This is a genomic window from Streptomyces platensis (genome assembly GCF_008704855.1).
Taxonomy (GTDB): Bacteria; Actinomycetota; Actinomycetes; order Streptomycetales; family Streptomycetaceae; genus Streptomyces; species Streptomyces platensis.
Genome location: NZ_CP023691.1, coordinates 6,293,106 through 6,315,424, shown reverse-complemented (window position 1 = coordinate 6,315,424; position 22,319 = coordinate 6,293,106). Strand labels below are relative to the sequence as shown.

Below are 22,319 nucleotides of genomic sequence, written 5' to 3'. Positions count from 1 at the left end.
GGTTCTCAGCTCCTCTTGCTCCTTTTGCGGGCCCCGGCCAGCTGGCCGACGACTACACACACCACGGCGACCAGGAACATCGCCGTGCCGATGACGTTGATCTGAACCGGCGTGCCCCGCTGCGCCGATCCCCAGACGAACATGGGGAAGGTGACGGTGGAGCCGGCGTTGAAGTTGGTGATGATGAAGTCGTCGAAGGACAGGGCGAAGGACAGCAGCGCGCCGGAGGCGATACCGGGGGCGGCGATCGGCAGCGTCACCCGGAGGAAGGTCTGGACGGGGGACGCGTAGAGGTCCTGGGCGGCCTGTTCCAGACGCGGGTCCATGCTCATCACCCGGGCCTTGACGGCGGTGACGACGAAGCTCAGACAGAACATGATGTGCGCGATGAGGATCGTCCAGAAGCCGAACTGGATGCCCATGTTGAGGAAGAGGGTCGCCAGCGAGGCGGCCATGACGACCTCGGGCATCGCCATCGGCAGGAAGATCAGGGTGTTGACGCCGGAGCGGGCCCGGAAGCGGTAGCGGGCCAGCGCGAACGCGATCATGGTGCCGAGGACGGTCGCGCCGACGGTGGCCCACAGCGCGAGCTGGAGGCTCAGGCCCAGCGAGCCGCACAGGTCGGCGACGCCGCACGGATCGCGCCAGGCGTCCGTGGAGAAGCGCTGCCACTGGTAGTTGAAGCGGCCGTTGGGCTTGTTGAAGGAGAAGACCATCACCACGATGTTGGGCAGGATCAGGTAGCCCAGTGTGCACAGGCCCGCTATCGCGACGACGTTGCGGCGCAGCCAGCGCAGACCCCGGTTCGGGGTGCGGACCGCGGTGGCTTGGGTGGTCCCGTGGACGGCCATCAGACCAGATCCTCCGTCCCCGACTTGCGGATGTAGATCGTGACCATGGCGAGGATGGCCGCCATGAGGATGAAGGACAGGGCGGCGGCGGTCGGGTAGTCCAGCACCCGCAGGAACTGCGACTGGATGACGTTGCCGATCATCTTCTGGTCGGTGGAGCCCAGCAGTTCGGCGTTGATGTAGTCACCGGCGGCGGGGATGAAGGTGAGCAGGGTGCCGGCGACGACACCGGGCATCGACAGCGGGAAGGTCACCCGGCGGAAGGTGGTGGACGGCCGGGCGTAGAGGTCCCCGGCGGCCTCGTGCAGCCGCGGGTCGATGCGCTCCAGCGAGGTGTAGAGCGGCAGCACCATGAACGGCAGGAAGTTGTAGGTCAGTCCGCAGACCACGGCGAGCGGGGTGGCGAGCACCCGCTGCCCTTCGGTGAGGCCCAGCCAGCTGGTGACGTCCAGGACGTGCAGCGAGTTCAGGAGCCCGACGACCGGTCCGCCGTCGGCCAGGATCGTCTTCCAGGCGAGCGTACGGATCAGGAAGCTGGTGAAGAACGGCGCGATGACCAGGATCATCACGATATTGCGCCAGCGGCCGGCCTTGAAGGCGATGAGGTAGGCCAGCGGGTAGCCCAGGAGCAGACAGAGCGCGGTGGCGGTGGCGGCGTAGCCCACGGAACGGACGAACTGCGGCCAGTATTCGCCGAGCGCGTCCCAGTACGTCGCGAAGTGCCAGGTGACCTTGAAGCCCTCTTCGAGGGAGCCGGTCTGGATCGAGGTCGACGCCTGGTAGACGAGCGGGGCGGCGAAGAAGACGATCAGCCACAGGATGCCGGGCAGCAGCAGCCAGTAGGGGACGAGCCGCTTGCGGGTGGGGGTCTTGCGCACCTCCAGGGGTGCCGTCCCGGCCTGGCCGTCCGGTGGTGCGGGCGTCTCGGTGGTGGTCACGCGGCCTCCTCGTCGAGGTCCGCGCCGGCCTGGATGTCCTGTGCGGCGTCCAGACCGAAGGTGTGCGCCGGGTTCCAGTGCAGGACGATCTCGGCGCCGGGGACGAGGCGCCCGTCGCGCTCGACGTTCTGCTCGTAGACGGCGAGTTGGCCCAGGCCGGGTACCTCGACGACGTACTGGGTGGAGACGCCGATGAAGCTGGCGTCCTTGATGCGGCCGGGCAGCCGGTTGCGGCCTTCGGCGATGGTGCCGGCGTCATCGGTGTGCTTGAGGGCGACCTTCTCGGGCCGTATACCGGCCAGCACCTTCCCACCGGTACGGGCCGGGGCGCTGCACCGGGCGGCGGGCAGCCGCAGCTTGGCGTCGGCCGCCTTGAGCAGCAGCTCGTCCCCGCCGGCCTCGACGACCTCGGCCTCGATGAGGTTGGAGGTGCCCAGGAAGTTGGCGACGAAGGTGGTGGCGGGGTTCTCGTAGAGGTCGGCGGGGGCGCCGAGCTGTTCGACCCGGCCGCCGTTCATCACGGCCACGGTGTCGGCCATCGTCATGGCCTCCTCCTGGTCGTGGGTGACATGGACGAAGGTGATGCCGACCTCGGTCTGGATGCGCTTGAGCTCCAGCTGCATCTGGCGGCGCAGCTTGAGGTCGAGGGCGCCGAGCGGTTCGTCGAGCAGCAGCACCTGGGGGTGGTTGATCAGCGCGCGGGCGACCGCGACGCGCTGCTGCTGGCCGCCGGAGAGCTGCTGCGGCTTGCGGCGCGCCATCGGGCCGAGCTGGACCAGGTCGAGCATCTCCTCGACCTGCTTCTTGACGGACTTGATGCCGCGCCGGCGCAGACCGAAGGCGACGTTCTCGTAGATGTCCAGGTGCGGGAAGAGCGCGTAGTTCTGGAAGACGGTGTTGACCTGGCGCTTGTACGGCGGCAGGACCGTGACGTCCCGGCCGGACAGCTCGACGGTGCCGGTGGTGGGCTCCTCCAGCCCGGCGATCATGCGCAGGGTGGTCGTCTTGCCGCAGCCCGAGGCGCCCAGGAGCGCGAAGAAGGAGCCCGCGGGGACGGTCAGGTCGAGCGGATGGACGGCGGTGAAGGAGCCGTAGGTCTTGCTGATCCCCTGGAGGCGGACGTCGCCGCCGCTGCTCTGGGGGGTCGCGGAGTGGGTCATGTCGGTCGTCCCGTGGGTCGGAGGGCGAAACGGCTCGGGCGGGCCTGGGAGGTGGGGGATCAGGCGCCGGTGAGGTCGGAGAACTTCTGAGTGAACGCCTTGTTCTCCTTGGCGGACAGGGCACGGAAGGAGTGGGACTTCTCGGCCATCTCCTGGTCCGGGATGATCAGCGGGTTGGCGGCCGCCTTCTTGTCGATCTTGGCGAGTTCCTCGCGTACGCCTTCCACGGGGCAGACGTAGTTGATGTACGCCGCGATCTTCGCCGCCACCTTCGGCTCGTAGAAGTAGTCGATGAGCCGTTCGGCGTTCTGCTTGTGGCGGGCCTTGTTCGGCACCATGAGGTTGTCGGTGGACGTCATGTAGCCGTCCTTGGGGACGGCGAAGCCGATGTCCGGGTTGTCGTTCTGGAGCTGGACGACGTCGCCCGCCCAGGCCACACAGGCGGCGAGGTCGCCCTTGTCCAGGTCGGTGGTGTAGTCGTTGCCGGTGAAGCGGCGGATCTGCTTGGAGTCCACGCCCTTCTGGAGGCGGGCGAGGGCCGCGTCGAAGTCGTCCGCGGTGCAGTCCTCGGGCCGTTTGCCCATGTCCAGGAGGGTCAGTCCGACGCTGTCGCGCATCTCGGACAGGAAGCCGACCCGGCCCTTGAGCTTCGGGTCCTCCAGCAGCTGGCTGATCGAGTCGACCTTGCGGCCCCCGGTGGCCTTCTTGTTGTACGCGATGATCGCCGGGATGCCCTGCCAGGGGTAGGAGTGCGCGCGGCCGGGGTCCCAGGCGGGGTTGCGGAACTGCGGCGTGAGGTTGCTGTAGGCGTGCGGCAGGTTGGCCGGGTCCAGTGACTCGATCCAGCCGAGGGAGATCATCCGCGCGCACATCCAGTCGGTGAGCACGATCAGATCCCGGCCGGTGTCCTGGCCCGCCGCGAGCTGGGCCTGGATCTTGCCGAAGAACTCGTCGTTGTCGTTGATGTCCTCGGTGTATTTGACCGCGATACCGGTGCGCTTGGTGAAGTGCTCCAGGGTGGGCCGGTGCTTGCCGTCGTCGGTGACGTCCATGTACTCGGTCCAGTTGGAGAAGCTGATCCGCTTCTCCGCCCCGGAGTGGTCCTCGGAACGGCCGGCGTCCGTACGGCCCGCGGGCGGGATACCGCAGGCCGACAGGGCACCGAGGCCGCCGATCGTGGCCGCCATGGCGCCGCTCGCGCGCAGCAGGGAGCGGCGGGTCATGGCGAGCCGGCCGTCGGTCATGCTACGGCGCACGGCGGCGAGTTCGGCCGGGGACAGGGGTTCGGGCTGCTGGTGGTGCTCCATGCGCAGTGCCCTTTCAGGGGGTGAGCCCGGCGCTCGGCCGGTGGTGACGATGCCGCGCGGCGCTGGCCGCTGGAGGGGGCCCGCGGGGGCCGGTGGGGGGCTCGGTGGTGCTCGGTGGTGCTCGGCGGCGGACAGCCCTTACGGGCGGTCCCCGAAGATCGTGCGGTGCCAGTCCTTGCGCGCGACCGCCGTGTTGTCGTACATGACGTGCTTGACCTGGGTGTACTCGTCGAAGGAGTAGGCCGACATGTCCTTGCCGTAGCCGGATGCCTTGGCGCCGCCGTGCGGCATCTCGCTGAGGATCGGGATGTGGTCGTTGACCCAGACACAGCCCGCGTTGATCTCACGGGTGGCCCGGCCGGTGCGGTAGACGTCCCGGCTCCAGGCGGAGGCGGCCAGCCCGTAGGGGGTGTCATTGGCCAGCGCGATGCCCTCGTCGTCGCTGTCGAAGGGCAGCACGACCAGCACCGGACCGAAGATCTCGGACTGCACGATCTCGCTGTCCTGCGCGGCCCCGGCGATCAGCGTCGGCCGGTAGTACGCGCCCTTGGCCAGCTCGCCACCGGGAGCCTCACCGCCGGTGACCACGGTGGCGTAGCCGCGCGCCCGGTCGACGAAGCCGGCCACCCGGTCGCGCTGGGTGTGCGAGATCAGCGGGCCCAGGTCGGTGGACGGGTCGAAGGGGTCGCCGAGCCGTACGGTCGCCATCAGGTCGGCGACGCCGCTGACGAAAGCGTCGTAGAGCGGGCGCTGGACGTAGGCGCGGGTGGCGGCGGTGCAGTCCTGGCCGGTGTTGATCAGCGATCCGGCGACCGCGCCATGGACGGCGGCCTCCAGATCCGCGTCGTCGAAGACGACGAACGGGGCCTTGCCGCCGAGTTCGAGGTGCAGCCGCTTGACCGTGCCGGTGGCGATCTCGGCGACCCGCTTGCCGACGGCGGTCGAGCCGGTGAAGGAGGTCATCGCGACGGAGGGGTGGCCGACGAGGCGCTCACCGGCGTCCCGGCCCGCCCCGGAGACGATGTTGAGCACCCCGTCGGGCAGCCCGGCGCGCTGCGCGGCCTGGGCGAACAGCAGCGAGGTGAACGGGGTGATCTCGGCCGGCTTCAGGACGATGGTGTTGCCCGCGGCGATGGCCGGCAGCACCTTCCAGGCGGCCATCTGGAGCGGGTAGTTCCACGGCGCGATGGAGCCGACCACGCCGATCGGCTCGCGGCGGATGACGGAGGTGTGGTCGGCGCTGTATTCGCCGGCCGCCTTGCCCTCCAGATGACGGGCGGCGCCCGCGAAAAAGGCCGCGTTGTCGATCGAGCCCGGTACGTCGAACTCGTTGCTGAGCTTGATCGGCTTTCCGCAGTTCAGCGATTCCGCGTAGGCCAGATCACCGGCGTCCTCGGCGAGCGCGGCGGCGAAACGGTGCAGAGTGTCGGAGCGCTCCCCCGGTGTGGCACCGCCCCACTCCGGGAACGCCTGCCGGGCGGCGTCCACGGCCGCGTCGACATCCGCCGTCCCCGCGAGTGCGTAGGAGTACACCGTCTCGCCGGTCGCCGGGTCCACGACGTCCTGGGTGCGTCCGGAACTGCCGGCGCGGAGACTTCCCGCGATGAATTGCGCGCCCTCGGCGAACCGCTCGGTGACATCGAATCGGTGATCCATGGTGCTCTCCTCCGCCGGGCGCCGGAGCCGCTCAGCGGCACCTTCCGGCGTAGCTATTTCCGGAATCGATGGCCGATCTTGACAGAGTAGAGCGGCCTCAACAAGGGATTCCGTTGTTGCCTTTTGGTTACGCGACGGATTCTGCGATTTCATCCTCGGGGACCCCGACACGTTGTCAGTGCCCGCTGACAGAATCCCGGCATGATGCACGACAGCACGGGGAGCACCACGGGGGACGCGGCCGGACCGGTCGCGGACGGGCCCCGCTCGGTCGGGGAGCTGTGCCGGCGGACCGCCACCGGCAAGCGTCTCAAATACGTCCATTTCTGGGGCCACAGCCCCCGCCGCGACGGCAGCCTGGGCGTGAGCTGCTTCAGCCAGTGGTGGCCCGCCCCCTTCACCGCCGAGGGCGTCCGCTACGCCACCGCGGAGCACTGGATGATGGCCGGCAAGGCCCGGCTGTTCGGCGATGCGGAGGCGGAGCGGCGGGTCCTCGCGGCCCGCCACCCCAAGCAGGCCAAGGACGCCGGGCGCACGGTCCGCGGCTTCGACGAGGAGACCTGGCAGCGGCACCGCTTCGACCTGGTCGTCGAGGGCAGCGTCCACAAGTTCGGCCAGGACGCCGCCCTGCGGGAGTACCTGCTCGGCACGAACTCCCGGGTGCTGGTCGAGGCCAGCCCCGTGGACCGGATATGGGGCATCGGCCTCGCCGCCGACGACGAGCGGGCCGCGGACCCGGCGCGCTGGCGGGGTCTGAATCTGCTGGGCTTCGCGCTGATGGCGGCCCGCCAGCGGCTGCGGGAAGCGGCCGGCGCGGGATCGTGAGGCGGACCGTGGAGCCGGCCGGGCGCGGGAGCGGTCCGCGGACCCCCGCCCCCGGCCGGCCCCGCCCCGCTTAGCATGGCCAGGCCGTTCCAACGCACCCTCGCGCACCCTTTGACCAGGAGGAACCGTTGTCCGATCTCGATGCTTTCATCGCGGGCCTGCCCAAGGCGGAGCTGCACGTCCACCACGTCGGATCGGCCTCCCCGCGCATCGTCTCCGAGCTGGCGGCGCGGCACCCCGACTCCGCCGTCCCCACCGACCCCGAAGCGCTGGCCGACTACTTCACCTTCCGCGACTTCGCGCATTTCATCGAGGTCTATCTCTCCGTCGTGGACCTGGTCCGCGACGCCGAGGACGTCCGGCTGCTGACCTACGAGGTCGCCCGGGACATGGCGCGGCAGCAGATCCGCTACGCCGAGCTGACCCTCACCCCGTTCAGCTCGACCCGCCGCGGTATCCCCGACGCCGCGTACGTCGAGGCCATCGAGGACGCCCGGAAGGCGGCGGAGTCGGAGCTGGGCGTGGTGCTGCGCTGGTGCTTCGACATCCCCGGTGAGGCGGGCCTGGAGGCAGCGGAGGAGACCGCCAGGATCGCCTGTGACCTCCAGCCCGAGGGCCTGGTCTCGTTCGGCCTCGGCGGCCCGGAGATCGGGGTGCCGCGCCCGCAGTTCAAGCCGTACTTCGACCGCGCCCGCGCGGCCGGTCTGCACTCCGTACCGCACGCCGGGGAGACCACCGGTCCCGGCACGATCTGGGACGCCCTCAACGAGCTGGGCGCCGAGCGCATCGGCCATGGCACCAGCGCCACCCAGGACCCCCGGCTGCTGGCCCATCTCGCCGAGCACCGCATCCCGCTGGAGGTCTGCCCCACCTCCAACATCGCCACCCGCGCGGTGCGCACCCTGGAGGAGCACCCGGTCAAGGAGATGGCCGACGCGGGCGTGCTGGTCACCATCAACAGCGACGACCCTCCGATGTTCGGCACGGACCTCAACACCGAATACGCCGTCGCCGCCCGTCTGCTGGGCCTGGACACCACCGGCCTGGCCGCCCTCGCCAAGAACGCCGTCACCGCGTCCTTCATGGACACCACCGCCAAGGCGAAGCTGGCGGCCGAGATCGACGCCTACACGGCATCGTGGCGCGGCTGACGGCGACGGCCACGACGGCCTGACTCCCGCTGCCCCGTCGCCCTGGACCGCGGCGGGGTGGCTCCCGAAGGCGAACGGCCGCGCCCGTCACCTGGGTTCACCACCTGCTCGCGGGCCCTCAGCGGTCGGCGACCAACAAGGTTTGCAGGACGCGGCCGCAGTCTCCGTCCCTGTCGTCGAGCTGCCCGAGTGCCAGGCCGGATCCGCCAGGGCTGGCCGCGGTCGCGGACCGTACGCACAACCATTCACCGACGGGCTCTCGGTGCAGCGCCAGCGTGACGTCCGTGTTGATGACGAACTGCTGCCGGTGGTCGAGTTCGAAGGCCACCCCCCAGCTGCTGTCGGCCAGGGTCAGGGCCCGCGTCAGAGGAGTGTCTTCCTCGCCGGCCACCAGCGGGATGCGCTGCCGCGCCCAGGCCGTTCCCGGTCCGGGCGTGTCAAACCCTTCTCCTGGCGCGAACCGCCACTCCATTGCTGACATGTAGCCGTCCAGGTGAGCATCCGCCATCGTGTGCGCGGGCTGCGGGTGAGGAAGCTGCGGCGGGTCGGAAACGGGCCGCAGCCGGGGAGTGTCGGCAGGACTGCCGGCCACCCGCCAGGCCCGTGCCATCAGCACCCTCTCACCGTCCGAGGTCAGCTCGCCCTCCAACAGCTCGGTGCGCCCGCCCGAGCGGAGGGTACGGACTTCGGCCCGCAGATCGCCCACCGGAACCGGGCGCGGCAGCTCCAGCGTGATGCGGGCAACGCGGAACCCCTCCCGGGGCGCGTGCTGCTCGAACGCCCGCCCCATCAGCGCGGAGGGCGGGCCACCGTGCTGTGCCTTCGGGCTCCACGGCCCCGCGGTGGAGGGGCTGCTCGCGTATTGGCCGTCGCCCAGGGGCCGATAGAAGGATTCATGCAGTGCCGCCACTTCCGCCATTTCGATCGCTCCACTTCCCTGAAATCTGATGAGCCACTTCCCCTCCCACGGCAGGGCAGTCCCGGCCGTGGCGGGTTCGGGTCAGTGCGCGGACGCCTGGCGGGTGCCGCGGTAAGCGATGACCAGGAGCGTGCTCACGGCCAGCACCGCGGCGCCGATGAGGACGGCGGGCGGTGAAAGGACACCGGTGCACAGGGTGAACACGTAGGGGGCGAGGAAACCCAGGTATGCCAGCGTCCAGAAGTACGAGGTCAACCGCGCCAGCCGGTGCGCCGGCGCGAGGGCAGCGACCTCGGTGAGGCCGTAGGCGACGCACAGGCCGTAGCCCGCACCGAGCACCACCGACGCGATCAGCGCGACCACGGGCTGGGCCTGTGCGGCGGCGAGCGCGGCGATCAGCATCCCGAGGGCGACGGCGGCCAGTCCGAGGGCGCCGGTGGCGATGCGGTGCCGGGCGGCCAGCGCACGCGCGAAGGGCGCCACCATGATGCCGGCACCAGGGGTGACAGCGGTGATCACACCGGCGTACACGGTCTGCCGGCCCTCCAGGCCGGCGTCGACCAGGCCGGGCAGCGTGGCGAAGGCGATTGCCGGGGCGATGAACACCCACGGAGCCACGGGGGCGACCAGTCGGCGGAACTCGGCCGCCGAGGCGCGCTGCTCCCGCCGTGCGCCGGGCCCGGGAGCCACCGAGGTCTCACCGGGGTGAGCCGGAGCGGATTCCGGGGCGCGGGCGGCACAGAGCGCCGCGACGGCGGAGAGGATCAGGTGCGGGAAATAGGCGGTGACCATGGGGTGCGGCGCCCACTGGGCGATGAGGGAGGCGGCCAGGCCGCCGGTCGCGAAGCCGGCGGACAGGAACAGACCGGATCGACGGGCCGCCACCCCCGGGTTGGTGGCGGTGCCGTACGGGGGCGAGGACAGCTCCTTGATCCACGCGCTGCCCGCGGCCAGCAGGGCACCCGCACCGATCCCGGTCAGGAAGCGCCCCGGCCACAAGAAGGCGGCCGACGCGGGGCCGGTCATCAGCAGACAGGTGGCCAGAGCCGACGTGCCCAACGCGAGGAAGACGAGGGGCCGACGGCCCCACCGGTCGGCGAGCGGCCCGCCCAGCAGCAGGCCGGGGATGAGTCCCAGCACGTAAATGCCGAACAGCGCGGTCGTGACGGCCGTGGTCAGGCCCAGTTCGCTGCGGTAGGAACCCAGCAGGGCGGAGAACTGGTTGGCACTCCACCCGGAAGCCGTCATCACCCAGCCCGCGCTCAGCCAGTGCCGGGGGACGGGCGCGGGTGTGCCCGACCCCGTCGGCGCGGTGGGAGTGGAGGCTTCAGGTACAGCGGTCGGGGCGGCGTGCTTGCTCATGGCGACCGTTGTACGGTCCGGGCGTTGCCCGGCGCTGCCCCCGTTCAGGAATCCTCAATGCCCCGGTGACCAGGCGCGACACGGTCGTATCGTGGCCCGTATGGATCTGCGGAAGCTGTCCTCGTTCCTGGCGGTGGTCGAGGAGGAACACTACGGACGGGCGGCCGCCCGGCTCTTCCTGTCCCCGGCCGCCGTCACCCTGCATGTACAGCAGCTGGAGCGGGAGTTCGGTGCCCGGCTGCTGGACCGCGGCAACGGCCCTGTCGTGCCGACCGCCGCCGGACACCGGCTGGTCTCCCACGCCCGCACCCTGCTCGCCGCGGCACATGCGGCCGTCGAGGACGTGACCGAGGCCGCCCTCGCTCCGCCGGCGGCCGTCCGCACCCTACGGGTGGGCATCATGGGTCACGGCTCGGCCGAGGTCACCCCGGCCGCCGTCAACGCCTTCCGCCGTGCGCGCCCCGAAGTGCCCCTGGAACTCGTCCAGTTGAACTTCACCGAACACATCAGCGCGCTGCGCGAGGAACGCGTGGACGTGGCCTTCGTCCGCCCTGCCTTCGAAGCCGAGGGCCTCGACGTGGACCTCCTCACCACCGAACAGCGGATCGTGGCGGTCCCGGCCCGTTCTCCCCTCGCGGACGCCGCCGGAACCGGTGTCCACCTGGCCGATGTCATCGACCTGCCCTACCTTCAGGTGCCCCCGCACACGCCTCGCAACTTCACCGACTACCTGTACTTCACATCCGGCGAGCACCGTGCGCCCGATTACGCCCTCACCCCTCAGGACGTCCTCACGAGTGTGGCGGCGGGCCGTGGCGCCGGCTCCGGCCTCCATTCCTTCGCGCGCTACTACCCCTGGCCCGGCACCCGCTATGTGACGGTGCTGGACGCTCCTCGTGCGCACAGCGTCCTTGCCACCCGCACCACCGACACCCATCCCGACGTACGCATCTTCCGTGCCCTGACGGTGGCCCTGGCACGCGAGATGAGCACGGCTGCGGAGCCGTGGTTTCCGCAGCCGCGTGCACAGCGCCTCCCCTATGGCCCTCCGCTCACAACCCCACCATCCCGTTCCACTCCTTGGCGAACTCCGTCCGCTCCTTCGAGGTGATGTCGCGGGCGATGGCCAGCCGCTTGCGCATCGCGTCGTCGGGGAAGATCAGCGGGTCCTCGGCGAGTGCGGCGCGTTCCTTGTCCTTGGAGGAGGCGAGGATGTCGCGGGCGGCCGGTACGGGGCAGACGTAGTTGACCCAGGCGGCGAGGTCGGCGGCCACCTCGGGGCGGTAGTAGTAGTCGATCAGCCGCTCGGCGTTGCGCTTGTGCTCGGCGAGGTCGGGGATCAGCAGGCTCTCGGCCCAGAGCTCGGCGCCTTCCTCCGGCACCACGAACTCGATGTCCGGGTTGTCCGCCTGGAGCTGGATCACATCGCCCGAGTAGGCCTGCGCGGCGAGCACATCCCCGGAGTCCAGGTCCTTGATGTAGTCGTTGCCGGTGAAGCGCCGGATGTGGCCCTTGCTCACCAGGCGGCGGATCCGGTCGGTCATCCGGTGGAAGTCGTCGGCCGTCCAGCGGGTGATGTCCACCCCCTCGCCCTGCATGAGCAGGGCGAAGGACTCATCGAGCCCGGAGAGCAGGGTGACCCGGCCGCGCAGATCGTCCTTCCACAGGTCGGCGGTGTGCTTGATCTCCCGGCCGAGCTTCTTGCGGTTGTAGGCGATGCCGGTGATGCCGGACTGCCAGGGCACCGAGTGTCTGCGGCCCGGGTCGAAGTGCGGGTTCCGCAGCAGCGGGTCGAGATGCCGGGCGACGTGCGGCTGGGCGGCGCGGTCCATTTCCTGGACCCAGCCCAGCCGGACGAACCGGGCGCACATCCAGTCGCTGATGACGATCAGATCGCGGCCGGTGCTCTGGTGGTTCATCAGCGCCGGGCTGATCTTGCCGAAGAACTCGTCGTTGTCGTTGATCTCCTCGGTGTACGTGACGGAGATCCCGGTGCGCCGCTCGAAGGCGTCCAGCGTGGGGCGGCGCTGTTTGTGGCGGTCGTCGACGTCGATGTAGAGGGGCCAGTTGGCGAAGACGAGCCTGCGGTCCCGTGCCGACCGGTCCGGGCCGCCGCGGTCCGCCGTCTCGACGTAGGCCGGCGGCACCCCGCATCCGGTCATGGCGGCCAGCGCCCCCGTCACACCCAGTCCGCCCGTACCCCGGAGCAGCGCCCGCCGCGAAAGATCTGCCATGGCGAGCACTCTCACGTGCCGCGGGCGGAGGCGGCAAGCGACAGAGCGTCAGTTGCCGGGCCTCCGCCCGCGACGGTGTGTCGAGCGTTCCGCCCGACGGGAGCGTTCCCCCGGTTCAGCCGTCGAGGGAGGTCATCACGTGCTTGATCCGGGTGTAGTCGTCGAAGCCGTAGGCCGACAGGTCCTTGCCGTAGCCGGACTTCTTGAATCCGCCGTGCGGCATCTCGGCGACCAGCGGGATGTGGGTGTTGATCCACACACAGCCGAAGTCGAGGCTCCTGGACATCCGCATGGCGCGGGCGTGGTCCTTGGTCCACACCGAGGACGCCAGGGCGTACTCGACGCCGTTGGCCCACTCCACGGCCTGCTTCTCGTCGCTGAAGGACTGGACGGTGATGACCGGGCCGAAGACCTCGTGCTGGACGATCTCGTCGTCCTGCTTGAGGCCCGAGACGACGGTCGGGGCGAAGAAGTACCCCTTCTCGCCGACCTGCTCGCCGCCCGCCTCGATCTTGGCGTGCGCGGGCAGCCGCTCGATGAAGCCCTTGACCTGCTTGAGCTGGTTGGCGTTGTTCAGCGGGCCGTAGAGCACGTCCTCGTCGTCGACCGCGCCGGTCTTGGTCTCCGAGGCGGCCTTGGCCAGCGCGGCGACGAACTCGTCGTGGATGGACTCCTGGACGAGCACCCGGGTGGCGGCCGTACAGTCCTGGCCGGCGTTGAAGTAACCGGCGACCGAGATGTCCTCGACGGCCTTGGCGATGTCGGTGTCCTCGAAGACGACGACCGGCGCCTTGCCGCCCAGCTCCAGGTGGACCCGCTTGAGGTCCTTGGACGCGGACTCGGCGACCTGCATACCGGCGCGCACCGAGCCGGTGATCGAGGCCATCGCCGGGACCTTGTGCTCGACCATCAGCCGGCCGGTCTCGCGGTCACCGCAGATGACGTTGAACACGCCGCGGGAGTGGCCCAGTTCGTCCAGCACGCTGCCGATGATGTCGGCGATCAGCACCGTGGAGGCCGGGGTGGTGTCGGACGGCTTGATGACGACGGTGTTGCCCGCGGCCAGCGCCGGGGCGAACTTCCACACGGCCATCATCATCGGGTAGTTCCACGGCGCGACCTGGGCGCAGACGCCGACCGGCTCACGGCGGATGATCGAGGTGAAGCCGTCCATGTACTCGCCGGCCGAGCGGCCTTCGAGCATCCGGGCGGCACCCGCGAAGAAGCGGATCTGGTCCACCATCGGCGGGATTTCCTCGGACCGTACGAGCGCGACCGGCTTGCCGCAGTTCTCCGACTCGGCGGCGATCAGCTCCTCCGCCCGCTCCTCGAAGCGGTCGGCGATCTTCAGCAGGACCTTCTGGCGCTCGGCCGGGATCAGGTCGCGCCAGGCGGGGAAGGCGGCCTCGGCGGCGGCCATCGCCGCGTCCACGTCGGCGGCGGCCGAGAGCGGCGCGGTGGCGTACGCCTCGCCCGTGGCGGGGTTGACCACCTCCGTGGTCCGCCCGTCGGCGGCGTCCCGGAACTCCCCGTCGATGTAGTTGCGCAGACGACGCAGTGCGGTGGTCACTGTGCGCCCCCTTCAGTCAGAAGTCTGGTGGTTTGGACATCCACCCTAGCCATGGAACCCACGTTTTCAACACACCCACCACCCGGGAACAACGGAATCAGTGAAATTCTGATCGCTACACGACTAATTTCATCGGTTTAGGGTTGCAAGACAGACGAGGCTCGTGCACAGTGAACGGCGTGGCTCCCCGTAACGGTCATGACAGAACCGGCACCCCGTCGATCGACTCCGTCTCCCTGGCGATCATCGAGCAGCTCCAGGAGGACGGGCGCCGTCCGTACGCCGCGATCGGCAAGGCCGTCGGCCTGTCCGAAGCGGCGGTACGCCAGCGCGTACAGAAACTGCTCGACCAAGGCGTGATGCAGATCGTCGCGGTCACCGACCCCCTCACGGTCGGTTTCCGACGGCAGGCAATGGTCGGCATCAACGTCGAAGGTGACCTCGACCCCGTGGCCGACGCCCTGACGGTCATGGAAGAGGTCGAGTACGTCGTCATGACGGCAGGCTCCTTCGATCTCCTCATCGAGATCGTCTGCGAGGACGACGACCACCTTCTGGAAATGATCAACAAGCGGATCCGCACGCTTCCCGGCGTCCGATCCACCGAGAGCTTCGTGTACCTCAAGCTCCGGAAGCAGACCTACACCTGGGGAACGAGATAGCAATGAGCGGCGACCTCTCCAAGACGGCATACGACCACCTGTGGATGCACTTCACCCGCATGTCGTCGTACGAGAATGCCCCCGTGCCCACGATCGTGCGCGGCGAGGGCACCAACATCTACGACGACAAGGGCAAGCGCTACATCGACGGGCTCGCCGGCCTCTTTGTGGTCAACGCCGGCCACGGCCGGGTGGAGCTCGCCGAGACCGCCTTCAAGCAGGCGCAGGAGCTGGCCTTCTTCCCCGTGTGGTCCTACGCCCACCCCAAGGCGGTGGAGCTGGCCGAGCGGCTGGCGAACGAGGCCCCCGGTGACCTCAACAAGGTCTTCTTCACCACCGGCGGCGGCGAGGCCGTCGAGACCGCCTGGAAGCTGGCCAAGCAGTACTTCAAGCTCGTCGGCAAGCCGATGAAGCACAAGGTGATATCCCGCGCGGTCGCCTACCACGGCACCCCGCAGGGCGCCCTGTCCATCACCGGCCTGCCCGGTCTGAAGGCCCCCTTCGAGCCGCTGGTCCCCGGCGCGCACAAGGTCCCGAACACCAACATCTACCGCGCCCCGATCCACGGCGACGACCCCGAGGCCTTCGGCCGCTGGGCCGCCGACCAGATCGAGCAGCAGATCCTCTTCGAGGGCCCGGAGACCGTCGCCGCGGTCTTCCTGGAGCCGGTGCAGAACGCCGGCGGCTGCTTCCCGCCGCCCCCCGGCTACTTCCAGCGGGTCCGCGAGATCTGCGACCAGTACGACGTACTGCTCGTCTCCGACGAGGTCATCTGCGCCTTCGGCCGGCTCGGTACGACGTTCGCCTGTGACAAGTTCGGCTACGTCCCGGACATGATCACCTGCGCCAAGGGCATGACCTCGGGCTACTCCCCGATCGGCGCCTGCATCATCTCCGACCGCCTGGCCGAGCCGTTCTACAAGGGCGACAACACCTTCCTGCACGGCTACACCTTCGGCGGCCACCCGGTCTCCGCGGCCGTCGGCGTCGCCAACCTCGACATCTTCGAGCGCGAGGGCCTCAACCAGCACGTCCTCGACAACGAGGCCAACTTCCTCAACACCCTGGAGAAGCTGCACGACCTGCCGATCGTCGGCGACGTCCGCGGCAACGGCTTCTTCTACGGCATCGAACTCGTCAAGGACAAGACCACCAAGGAGTCCTTCAACGACGAGGAGACCGAGCGCGTCCTGTACGGCTTCCTCTCCAAGGCGCTGTACGACAACGGTCTCTACTGCCGCGCCGACGACCGTGGCGACCCGGTCATCCAGCTCGCCCCGCCGCTGATCGCCGACCAGCCGGTCTTCGACGAGATCGAGCAGATTCTGCGCACGGTCCTCACCGAGGCATGGACCAAGCTCTGACCCTCACGGCGCCAACCGGTCCACTCGTACACAATTGAATATCCAGCGGCCCGGATTCACTCACTTCAAGCCATACGAGTGAATCTGGGCCGTTGTGCTGCCAAGCGGCGAATACCGGGGGTCACCAATCCTTACCGTGCTTGTGACCGATACCCTCCATGGTCGTTCACCCGGTCGGGGGAACGATTCGACGCCTACAACAAGAGGTGCGCAGATGGTGGCCCCGCCTGACAACGACGTTCTCTGGGCCCGCGGCCTGCACCACGCGTACGGCGGCACCTCCGCCCTCACCGGAGTCTCCGTCGGCGTCCCCGAAGGCGAGATCCTCGCCGTCACCGGCCCGCGCGGCAGTGGCAAGACCACCCTCCTGAAATGTCTCTCCGGTCAACTCGTCCCGGCCGAGGGCGAGGTGTGGTTCAACAGCTCCCCGGTGCACACCCTCTCCTCCCCCAGCCGCGAACGGCTGCGGCTGGACCGGTTCGGCTGGATCGACACCGAACCGCACCTCGTCGCCGAACTCACCGCCTGGGAGAACGCCGCCCTCCCCCTCCTGCTCCGCGGCACCGGCACCCGCTCCGCCAAGCACACCGCCCTCGAATGGCTGGACCGCCTCGACGTCGGCATGTGCGCGAACCGCCGCCCCGCGCAGCTCGACCAGTCCCAGCGCCAGCGCGTCGCCATCGCCCGCGCGCTCGCCACCACGCCCCAGGTGCTGTTCGCCGACGAGCCGACCGCCCCGCTGCACCGCGCCGACGGCATCCAGGTGCTGCGCACCCTCACCACCGCGGCCCGCTCACACCAGATCACCGTGGTCCTGGCGACCCATGACCCCGATGTCGCCACGCTCGCCGACCGGACCCTCGCGCTCCTCGACGGCCACCAGTCGAGCGGTGCGCCCGCCACCACCGGCGCCTCCGATGAGGAAAGCAGGGCAGAGTGCTCGCTCTCCGTCTAGCCCGCGGCTCGCGCCCCCTCGTCCTGCTGCGCCGCCTCTCGGTCACCGCCGCGGCGGCCGGCACCGGCTTCCTGCTGCTCTCCACCCTCGGCCATGCCGCCGGCCATCCGTCCGCGGCCGACGAGTCGCTGGTGCGTCTGCTGTGGTGCGCGGCCCCGCTCGCCGCCACCGCCCAGTTCGCGGTGTCCACGGCGCGTACGGATCCCGCCGCCCGCCTCCAGCGCGGGATGACCGCCGCCGGTCTCGGCCCGCTCCGGCTCACTCTGCTCGCCACCGCCTCCACCGCGCTGACCTGCTTCCTCGGGGTCGCGCTGGCCCTGTTGGCCTTCCTCCGGCTGCGCGGCGACCTCGGCCCGGGGCAGCTCGGCCGCCCGTCCTCCCTCGGTCTCGACTCCGACCTGCTCGGCAGCGGCCACCCGGTGCCGCTCGTCGGTGCCCTGCTGCTGCTGGCGACGGTGCCGCTGACCGCCGCGGCCGCGACCGCCGTCGCCCTGCGCCCCCGCGACGAGGCCGGCACGCCCGAGATCGACAGCCGCCCCCGGACCGCCCAGCCCTCCGGCCTCCCGTGGGGCATCGCGATGGCCGCGGCCGGCCTGGCGATCGAGGCATACGCCAGCCGCGGCGCCCACGCCCCCGGCGGACTGCTGCCGCTGCCCGGCCGGCTGATCGGCAGCCCTCCCGGCGTGCTGGCCGGCTGGGCGCTGTCGGCCTTCGGCCTCGTGCTGGCCGGTCCCGGGCTGGTGCATCTGTGCGGGCGGCTGCTCTGCGCCGGCCGCCCCGGCGCACTGCGTCTGCTGTCCGGCCGCGTGCTCCAGGAGGAGTCGCACCGCCTCGGCCGCCCGCTCGGGGTGCTGTGCGCGGTCGCCTCCGCCGCGTACGCCGCCGTGAAGGTCTACGAGTCCTCGCCCGCCAGTCCGTTCGGCCCGCTCACCGCGGTCGGCGCGGCGGTCGTCCTCGCCTGTGTCACCGCCAGCGCGCTCACCGCCGCGGTGGAGTCCCGCTCGGCCCGCGCCCACACCACGGCGGCCCTCCGCCGCCTGGGCGCCTCCGCCTCGGTACTGCACCGCGCCGCCGCCCTGCGCTTCCTGGCACTGGTCCTCGTCCTGGCCCCGCTGACCTGGACCGTCGCGGAGATGGCCACGCTCCCGCTGGTGCACTGAGGGTGCGGGGCCCGGGCGGCCCGCCCCGAGGACGGCGGGCGCACCGTGCTGCGCCCGCCGTTCCCGCCTACCAGGTACCCGCGCCGTAGTCGAGCGGCAGCCCGGCGAAGTGGCCGGAGGGGAGGAGGGCCATCGAACGGTCCAGGACCGGTTCCAGCAGGCCCCGGCAGTCCAGCACCTCGGCGGTGCGCGGCTGGAGGTGGAGCACCTTGGACCGGCCGGTCCGTTGGGGCAGCCGCTCCACGACGGCGGTCCGCGCCCCGGCCAGGCCCAGCTCGCCGGCGAGCAGCAGGCCGGTCGGGCCCGCCCCCGCGATCAGCACCTCGGCGTCGGTGTCCACGGCTCGCCCTACAGCTTCATGCCGTGCCGGGTGAGGTACCAGTTGTGCCAGGTGAGCAGCCCGCCGAGGAGCGCCAGCCAGAGCACGGTGCTGGTGAGCGGGAAGGCGTCCACCGGGATCGTGTACGCCAGCACCACCCGCAGCGCCGCGTCGAGCAGGAAGACCGCGCCCCACACCGCCGTGACCAGCCGCAGGTGGTGACGGAACGTCGGCTCCGCGTCCCACCGCGCCTCCCATCGGGCCAGTCCGGCCTCGCCGACCTTGGCGATGACGATGCCGCGCGAGGCCGACATGATGAACGGGCGCCGGGTGAGCAGCGTGCCGAGCACCCAGAGCCCGATCGCGGCGGTCAGCCAGCTGTCCCGGATCATCAGCACCCGCGGGCTGCCGCTGATCAGGGACAGCAGGGTGCCGGCCACCACCAGGCTCAGCGTGAACACCGCCATCGCCTCCACCCGGCGCCGGCGCACGATGCCGTAGCCGATCCACGGCAGCAGCAGCACACCGCCGGCGACCATCGAGAGCCACTGGCTCGCGCCGGCCGCGCGCAGCCCGTAGTAGGAGCCGAGCGGGAGGACGAGTTCGAAGAGCAGCTGCGCGGCGAGCCGCCGGCGCAGCGCCGCCGTGCGGCCCGGGACGGGCGCCACCGCGGGCGCGTCGGTTCCGGTCTGCGGTGCGTGTGGCGTTGCCATGGTGTCTGCCCCCGTGTCTGTGGTCATGACGTGCTTCTGGTGGCGCGGTCGAACAGGTCCGCCAGCTCCCGGCCGGCGGCCCGCACATCGAGACCGGGATCGTGGGTGGCACGGCGCACCACGTCGTCGATGGCGGCGCGGATCGCCCGCATCATCACCCACGGGTCGAACTCCCGGAACTCGCCGGTCCGCTGCGCCGTGCGGAGCTGTTCCACCTGGACGGCGAGGTTGGCCTCCGTGGTGTCGAGGAAGGCGACCATGCCGGGGTCGCCGCCGCGGAGGTTGGCGAGGATCTCGACGATCGCCGCGAGGTGGTTCGGGTACTCGGCGAACAGGTCGAGGTTGCCCTCGATGGAGGCGCGCAGCCGGGCCGCGTAGCTCTCGTGGGCCTCGATACGGGGGCGGAGATAGCCCTCCGCGAGCCGCATCACGTCGGTGACGACCTCGCGCATCAGGTCGTCCCGCCCGTCGAAGTGGTACGAGATCATCCCCGTGCTGCTCAGCCCGGCGCGCTCCGCGATCTTCGCGAAGGAGGCCCGGTGGTACCCGGCCTCGGCGATGACCTCGATCGCCGCGGCGACGATCTGGGCGCGGCGTCCCGTCTCCGTGAAGGAGGGACCGGTCCTGCGCTCCTTTTGCTTGGCCGTGCTGTTTTTTGCTTGCATGAGCAAGAAGGTAGCGAGGTTTGCTCAGCCGAGCAAGACGGTGGGGCGCCGGGACGGAACCGGCGGGGTGGCGAGCGCGTGAGCACGGACGTACCGGGCCGGGCGCGCGGCGGTCGCTGCGGGTCGTCCTCGAAGCGGTGGCCCCGGGCGGAGAGGCACCTCGCCCCCGGGGCAGCGACACCGCGGTCCTAACATGACGGGCGTGCAGTCGAATTCACCGCCGCCGGCGTCCCGCCGCACCCGCGCCCATGCCGACCACGACGACCGTGAGATCGAGACCCTGGAGGAGTTCGACCAGGTGGTCGCCTCGGGGAGTCTCGCCGGACATCGTGTCCAGTCGGTCGACCTGACGGACCGTACGTTCGCGCTGCTCAGCGCGGACACCACGGAGTCCGTGTTTCTCGGCTGCGCCATGGAGCCGGACGCCGCCGCCAAGGTGCGTGCCGGGGGCGCCCTGGTCTTCCCACCCGTGCCGGGCCTGCCGTTCGATCCGTACCGGGGCGCTCTGTACGGCCCGGACGAGCTCTTCGAGGGGCTGGCCGACGGCGGCTTCGACGCCACCCCGGACGCCCGTACCTACGGCTGGTACCAGGAGACCAAGTCGGACGGCGACATCTTCGCCTCGATGCTGCGCAGCATCCACGACGACGCCGTGTCCGACGCCCTGGACGAACACCTCGCCGGTGCGCAGGTGGTGGGCATCATGGGCGGCCACGCATTGGAGCGCGGTTCCGCGGCGTACGCGGGCGCGGCCCGGCTCGGCCGCCGGCTCACCCGCGACGGGCTGACCGTCGCGACCGGCGGCGGCCCCGGCGCGATGGAGGCGGCGAACCTCGGGGCATACGCCGCGCCCTTCGAGGACGAGATGCTCGACCGGTCACTGGCACTCCTCGCCAAGACACCGCACTTCACCCCGTCCGTCACGGACTGGGCCCGGGCCGCCTTCGAGATACGCGAGAGCCGGCCGGGCGGCGGCGTCTCGGCCGGCATCCCCACCTGGTTCTACGGGCATGAGCCGCCGAACGCCTTCGCGTCCCACATAGCCAAGTACTTCGTCAACGCGGTGCGCGAGGACGGGCTGCTGGCGCGCTCCAACGCCGGCGTCGTCTTCCTGCCGGGCGCGGCCGGGACCGTACAGGAGATCTTCGACAACGCGACCCCGAACTACTACGAGTCGCGGGGCGAGCCGACCCCGATGGTGCTGGTGAACCGCGCGCACTGGACGGAGAAGCTGCCCACCTGGCCGCTGCTCCAGGCGCTGGCGGCGGACCGTCCCATGGCGGCCCGGATCGCCCTCGTCGACTCGGTGGACGAGGCCCCGGAGGCGCTGGCCCGCCTCCGTACCCAGGCGCCTTCCTGACCCGTCCGTCGCCCGCCGGCTTCCCGGCGTCGAGGGCTCCGCGCGACTGCCGTTCGGCGGCGCACCGGTGTATTTGCCGGCGGAGGCAACTCCCGCCCCCGAATGCACGTCTGCCAGGAAGGTAATGAACGAGTAATGCGCACAGCGGGCGAACGGAGCTCTTGGTGATCATCGGCCTTCTGACGGCCGTGGCGGCGTCGGCCTGCTACGGCACGGGATCGGTCCTCCAGGCGGTGGGCTCCCGCAAATCCGCCCGCCGGGAGGCGGCCGCGTCGTCCACCACCGGGGTGACCCAGCATGGCGGGCCCAGCCTGTCATCGACCGCGAAGGCGGCCGTGACCTGGGAGTTCATGGTGGGCACGGTGCTGGACTTCATCGGGTTCGGGCTGGGCGCACTGGCTGCCCGGCTACTGCCGCTGTTCCTTTCGCAGACCGTGATCAGCGCCAATCTCGTGATCACGGCCGTACTGAGCATCAAGCTTCTCGGCATCCGGCTCAGCCGGGCCGAGTGGTCCTCCATCGCGGTGGTCTGCTCGGCGCTGGTACTGCTGGCCACGGCCGCGGGGCCGGAGGGCAGCGGCCACACCCCGATCGCCGCCCACTGGTGGCTGCTCGTCGCCTCCGTCGTGCTGATGGGCGGCGGCACCCTGATCGTGCGGCTGCTCGGCGGGCGGGCCGCGATCCTGGCGGGTCTGCTCTCCGGCCTGGGCTTCGGTGCGCTCGGGGTCGGCGTACGGGTGCTGAACGGGGTGGACCCCTTCCACCTGCCGTCGCTGCTCGGCGACCCCGCCCTGTACGCGATTCTGGTGGCCGGTATCGGGGGCATGTATCTGCACACCGTCGCCCTCCAGATCGGCTCGGTGAACGGCGCCACGGCGGCGCTGGTGGTGGGCGAAACGGTGATCCCCGGCATTCTCGGGGTGCTGTGGCTGGGGGACGCGTCCCGTCCGGGCTTCGCCTGGGTCGCCGTTCTCGGCTTCGTGGTGGCGGTGGCCGGCGCCGTCGCGGTCGCGTGGTTCGGCGAGCCGGAGCCGGAGCCCGGCGTGCCTGGGGCCGGGACGGCGGAGGCCGGCGCGCTGCCCACGGAGGTCGCGGCCCGCTGAGGCGCGCCTCCGTACTGCCGGACGCGGGCGCCTGTCAGCGGCCCA

At 70.6% G+C, this 22,319-nt stretch carries 21 protein-coding genes; 9 read left to right on the top strand and 12 right to left on the bottom strand.

Annotated features, from left to right (window positions below; genetic code table 11):
• Positions 1-5: 5 nt before the first annotated feature.
• From CP981_RS28105 to CP981_RS28085, 5 genes are all read right to left on the bottom strand, one after another.
• Positions 6-851: an ABC transporter permease gene (locus CP981_RS28105; RefSeq protein WP_085927556.1), complete on the bottom strand. Its 846-nt coding sequence runs from the start codon at positions 849-851 to the stop codon at positions 6-8.
• A complete protein-coding gene (locus CP981_RS28100) occupies positions 851-1,789 on the bottom strand; it encodes an ABC transporter permease (protein ID WP_107429584.1) in 939 nt (312 codons plus the stop codon). Before CP981_RS28100 ends, CP981_RS28105 begins: the two co-directional genes overlap by 1 nt.
• The gene (locus CP981_RS28095; protein ID WP_085927555.1) at positions 1,786-2,949 is read right to left on the bottom strand and encodes an ABC transporter ATP-binding protein; all 1,164 of its coding nucleotides are present in this window, start codon (positions 2,947-2,949) and stop codon (positions 1,786-1,788) included. The genes CP981_RS28100 and CP981_RS28095 overlap by 4 nt, the downstream gene beginning before the upstream one ends.
• Positions 2,950-3,008: 59 nt before the next feature.
• Positions 3,009-4,256 carry an ABC transporter substrate-binding protein gene (locus CP981_RS28090; RefSeq protein ID WP_085927554.1) on the bottom strand — a complete coding sequence of 416 codons (1,248 nt, stop codon included), beginning with the start codon at positions 4,254-4,256 and terminating at the stop codon, positions 3,009-3,011.
• Positions 4,257-4,394: 138 nt separating this feature from the next.
• A complete protein-coding gene (locus CP981_RS28085) occupies positions 4,395-5,912 on the bottom strand; it encodes a gamma-aminobutyraldehyde dehydrogenase (RefSeq protein WP_085927553.1) in 1,518 nt (505 codons plus the stop codon).
• A 201-nt stretch (positions 5,913-6,113) separates the two neighbouring features.
• On the opposite strand from CP981_RS28085, the gene CP981_RS28080 reads away from it, so the two are divergent.
• Both CP981_RS28080 and CP981_RS28075 read left to right on the top strand, forming a co-directional pair.
• The gene (locus CP981_RS28080) at positions 6,114-6,737 is read left to right on the top strand and encodes an NADAR family protein (protein WP_085927552.1); all 624 of its coding nucleotides are present in this window, start codon (positions 6,114-6,116) and stop codon (positions 6,735-6,737) included.
• Positions 6,738-6,865: 128 nt separating this feature from the next.
• Complete coding sequence (locus CP981_RS28075) at positions 6,866-7,888, top strand: adenosine deaminase (RefSeq protein WP_085927551.1); 1,023 nt, start codon at positions 6,866-6,868, stop codon at positions 7,886-7,888.
• 118 nt (positions 7,889-8,006) lie between these two features.
• Here CP981_RS28075 and CP981_RS28070 read toward each other — a convergent pair whose 3' ends face one another.
• Positions 8,007-8,807: a thioesterase family protein gene (locus tag CP981_RS28070; RefSeq protein ID WP_085927550.1), complete on the bottom strand. Its 801-nt coding sequence runs from the start codon at positions 8,805-8,807 to the stop codon at positions 8,007-8,009.
• Between the two features lie 81 nt (positions 8,808-8,888).
• Positions 8,889-10,169 carry an MFS transporter gene (locus CP981_RS28065; protein WP_085927549.1) on the bottom strand — a complete coding sequence of 427 codons (1,281 nt, stop codon included), beginning with the start codon at positions 10,167-10,169 and terminating at the stop codon, positions 8,889-8,891.
• Positions 10,170-10,269: 100 nt separating this feature from the next.
• On the opposite strand from CP981_RS28065, the gene CP981_RS28060 reads away from it, so the two are divergent.
• Positions 10,270-11,280 (top strand): LysR family transcriptional regulator, encoded by a 1,011-nt coding sequence (locus tag CP981_RS28060; protein ID WP_085927548.1) that lies wholly within the window; start codon positions 10,270-10,272, stop codon positions 11,278-11,280.
• Here CP981_RS28060 and CP981_RS28055 read toward each other — a convergent pair.
• Positions 11,222-12,403 (bottom strand): polyamine ABC transporter substrate-binding protein, encoded by a 1,182-nt coding sequence (locus tag CP981_RS28055; RefSeq protein ID WP_085927547.1) that lies wholly within the window; start codon positions 12,401-12,403, stop codon positions 11,222-11,224. The genes CP981_RS28060 and CP981_RS28055 overlap by 59 nt on opposite strands.
• 115 nt (positions 12,404-12,518) lie before the next feature.
• On the bottom strand, positions 12,519-13,973 hold the full coding sequence (locus CP981_RS28050) for a gamma-aminobutyraldehyde dehydrogenase (RefSeq protein ID WP_085927546.1): 1,455 nt from the start codon (positions 13,971-13,973) through the stop codon (positions 12,519-12,521).
• Between the two features lie 170 nt (positions 13,974-14,143).
• Between CP981_RS28050 and CP981_RS28045 the strand changes: the two genes are divergently transcribed.
• The 4 genes from CP981_RS28045 (at position 14,144) to CP981_RS28030 (ending at position 18,114) form a co-directional block, all read left to right on the top strand.
• Positions 14,144-14,635, top strand: coding sequence for an Lrp/AsnC family transcriptional regulator (locus tag CP981_RS28045; RefSeq protein WP_085927545.1), 492 nt, complete (start codon positions 14,144-14,146; stop codon positions 14,633-14,635).
• Between the two features lie 2 nt (positions 14,636-14,637).
• Positions 14,638-15,999 (top strand): aspartate aminotransferase family protein, encoded by a 1,362-nt coding sequence (locus tag CP981_RS28040; protein ID WP_085927544.1) that lies wholly within the window; start codon positions 14,638-14,640, stop codon positions 15,997-15,999.
• 214 nt (positions 16,000-16,213) lie between these two features.
• Positions 16,214-16,954 carry an ABC transporter ATP-binding protein gene (locus tag CP981_RS28035; RefSeq protein ID WP_085927543.1) on the top strand — a complete coding sequence of 247 codons (741 nt, stop codon included), beginning with the start codon at positions 16,214-16,216 and terminating at the stop codon, positions 16,952-16,954.
• Positions 16,936-18,114 (top strand): hypothetical protein, encoded by a 1,179-nt coding sequence (locus CP981_RS28030; protein ID WP_085927542.1) that lies wholly within the window; start codon positions 16,936-16,938, stop codon positions 18,112-18,114. The genes CP981_RS28035 and CP981_RS28030 overlap by 19 nt, the downstream gene beginning before the upstream one ends.
• A 67-nt stretch (positions 18,115-18,181) precedes the next feature.
• Here CP981_RS28030 and CP981_RS28025 read toward each other — a convergent pair whose 3' ends face one another.
• From CP981_RS28025 to CP981_RS28015, 3 genes are read right to left on the bottom strand one after another with little or no spacing between them, the layout of a single operon-like run.
• Positions 18,182-18,454 carry an FAD-dependent monooxygenase gene (locus tag CP981_RS28025; protein ID WP_244329811.1) on the bottom strand — a complete coding sequence of 91 codons (273 nt, stop codon included), beginning with the start codon at positions 18,452-18,454 and terminating at the stop codon, positions 18,182-18,184.
• An 8-nt stretch (positions 18,455-18,462) separates the two neighbouring features.
• A complete protein-coding gene (locus tag CP981_RS28020) occupies positions 18,463-19,173 on the bottom strand; it encodes a VC0807 family protein (RefSeq protein ID WP_085927541.1) in 711 nt (236 codons plus the stop codon).
• Positions 19,170-19,811 (bottom strand): TetR/AcrR family transcriptional regulator, encoded by a 642-nt coding sequence (locus CP981_RS28015; protein WP_085927540.1) that lies wholly within the window; start codon positions 19,809-19,811, stop codon positions 19,170-19,172. The genes CP981_RS28020 and CP981_RS28015 overlap by 4 nt, the downstream gene beginning before the upstream one ends.
• Before the next feature lie 193 nt (positions 19,812-20,004).
• Between CP981_RS28015 and CP981_RS28010 the strand changes: the two genes are divergently transcribed.
• Together CP981_RS28010 and CP981_RS28005 are read left to right on the top strand one after the other, a co-directional pair.
• On the top strand, positions 20,005-21,171 hold the full coding sequence (locus tag CP981_RS28010) for an LOG family protein (protein WP_085927539.1): 1,167 nt from the start codon (positions 20,005-20,007) through the stop codon (positions 21,169-21,171).
• 164 nt (positions 21,172-21,335) lie between these two features.
• Positions 21,336-22,274 carry a DMT family protein gene (locus CP981_RS28005; RefSeq protein ID WP_085927538.1) on the top strand — a complete coding sequence of 313 codons (939 nt, stop codon included), beginning with the start codon at positions 21,336-21,338 and terminating at the stop codon, positions 22,272-22,274.
• The last annotated feature ends 45 nt before the right edge of the window (positions 22,275-22,319 follow it).

Bases quoted from the DNA above. Each gene is read 5' to 3' on its own strand.
- CP981_RS28105 (WP_085927556.1), bottom strand. From the start codon at position 851: ATGGCCGTCCACGGGACCACCCAAGCCACCGCGGTCCGCACCCCGAAC.
- CP981_RS28095 (WP_085927555.1), bottom strand. From the start codon at position 2,949: ATGACCCACTCCGCGACCCCCCAGAGCAGCGGCGGCGACGTCCGCCTC.
- CP981_RS28090 (WP_085927554.1), bottom strand. From the start codon at position 4,256: ATGGAGCACCACCAGCAGCCCGAACCCCTGTCCCCGGCCGAACTCGCC.
- CP981_RS28085 (WP_085927553.1), bottom strand. From the start codon at position 5,912: ATGGATCACCGATTCGATGTCACCGAGCGGTTCGCCGAGGGCGCGCAA.
- CP981_RS28080 (WP_085927552.1), top strand. From the start codon at position 6,114: ATGATGCACGACAGCACGGGGAGCACCACGGGGGACGCGGCCGGACCG.
- CP981_RS28070 (WP_085927550.1), bottom strand. From the start codon at position 8,807: ATGGCGGAAGTGGCGGCACTGCATGAATCCTTCTATCGGCCCCTGGGC.
- CP981_RS28065 (WP_085927549.1), bottom strand. From the start codon at position 10,169: ATGAGCAAGCACGCCGCCCCGACCGCTGTACCTGAAGCCTCCACTCCC.
- CP981_RS28060 (WP_085927548.1), top strand. From the start codon at position 10,270: ATGGATCTGCGGAAGCTGTCCTCGTTCCTGGCGGTGGTCGAGGAGGAA.
- CP981_RS28055 (WP_085927547.1), bottom strand. From the start codon at position 12,403: ATGGCAGATCTTTCGCGGCGGGCGCTGCTCCGGGGTACGGGCGGACTG.
- CP981_RS28040 (WP_085927544.1), top strand. From the start codon at position 14,638: ATGAGCGGCGACCTCTCCAAGACGGCATACGACCACCTGTGGATGCAC.
- CP981_RS28035 (WP_085927543.1), top strand. From the start codon at position 16,214: ATGGTGGCCCCGCCTGACAACGACGTTCTCTGGGCCCGCGGCCTGCAC.
- CP981_RS28020 (WP_085927541.1), bottom strand. From the start codon at position 19,173: ATGACCACAGACACGGGGGCAGACACCATGGCAACGCCACACGCACCG.
- CP981_RS28015 (WP_085927540.1), bottom strand. From the start codon at position 19,811: ATGCAAGCAAAAAACAGCACGGCCAAGCAAAAGGAGCGCAGGACCGGT.
- CP981_RS28010 (WP_085927539.1), top strand. From the start codon at position 20,005: ATGACGGGCGTGCAGTCGAATTCACCGCCGCCGGCGTCCCGCCGCACC.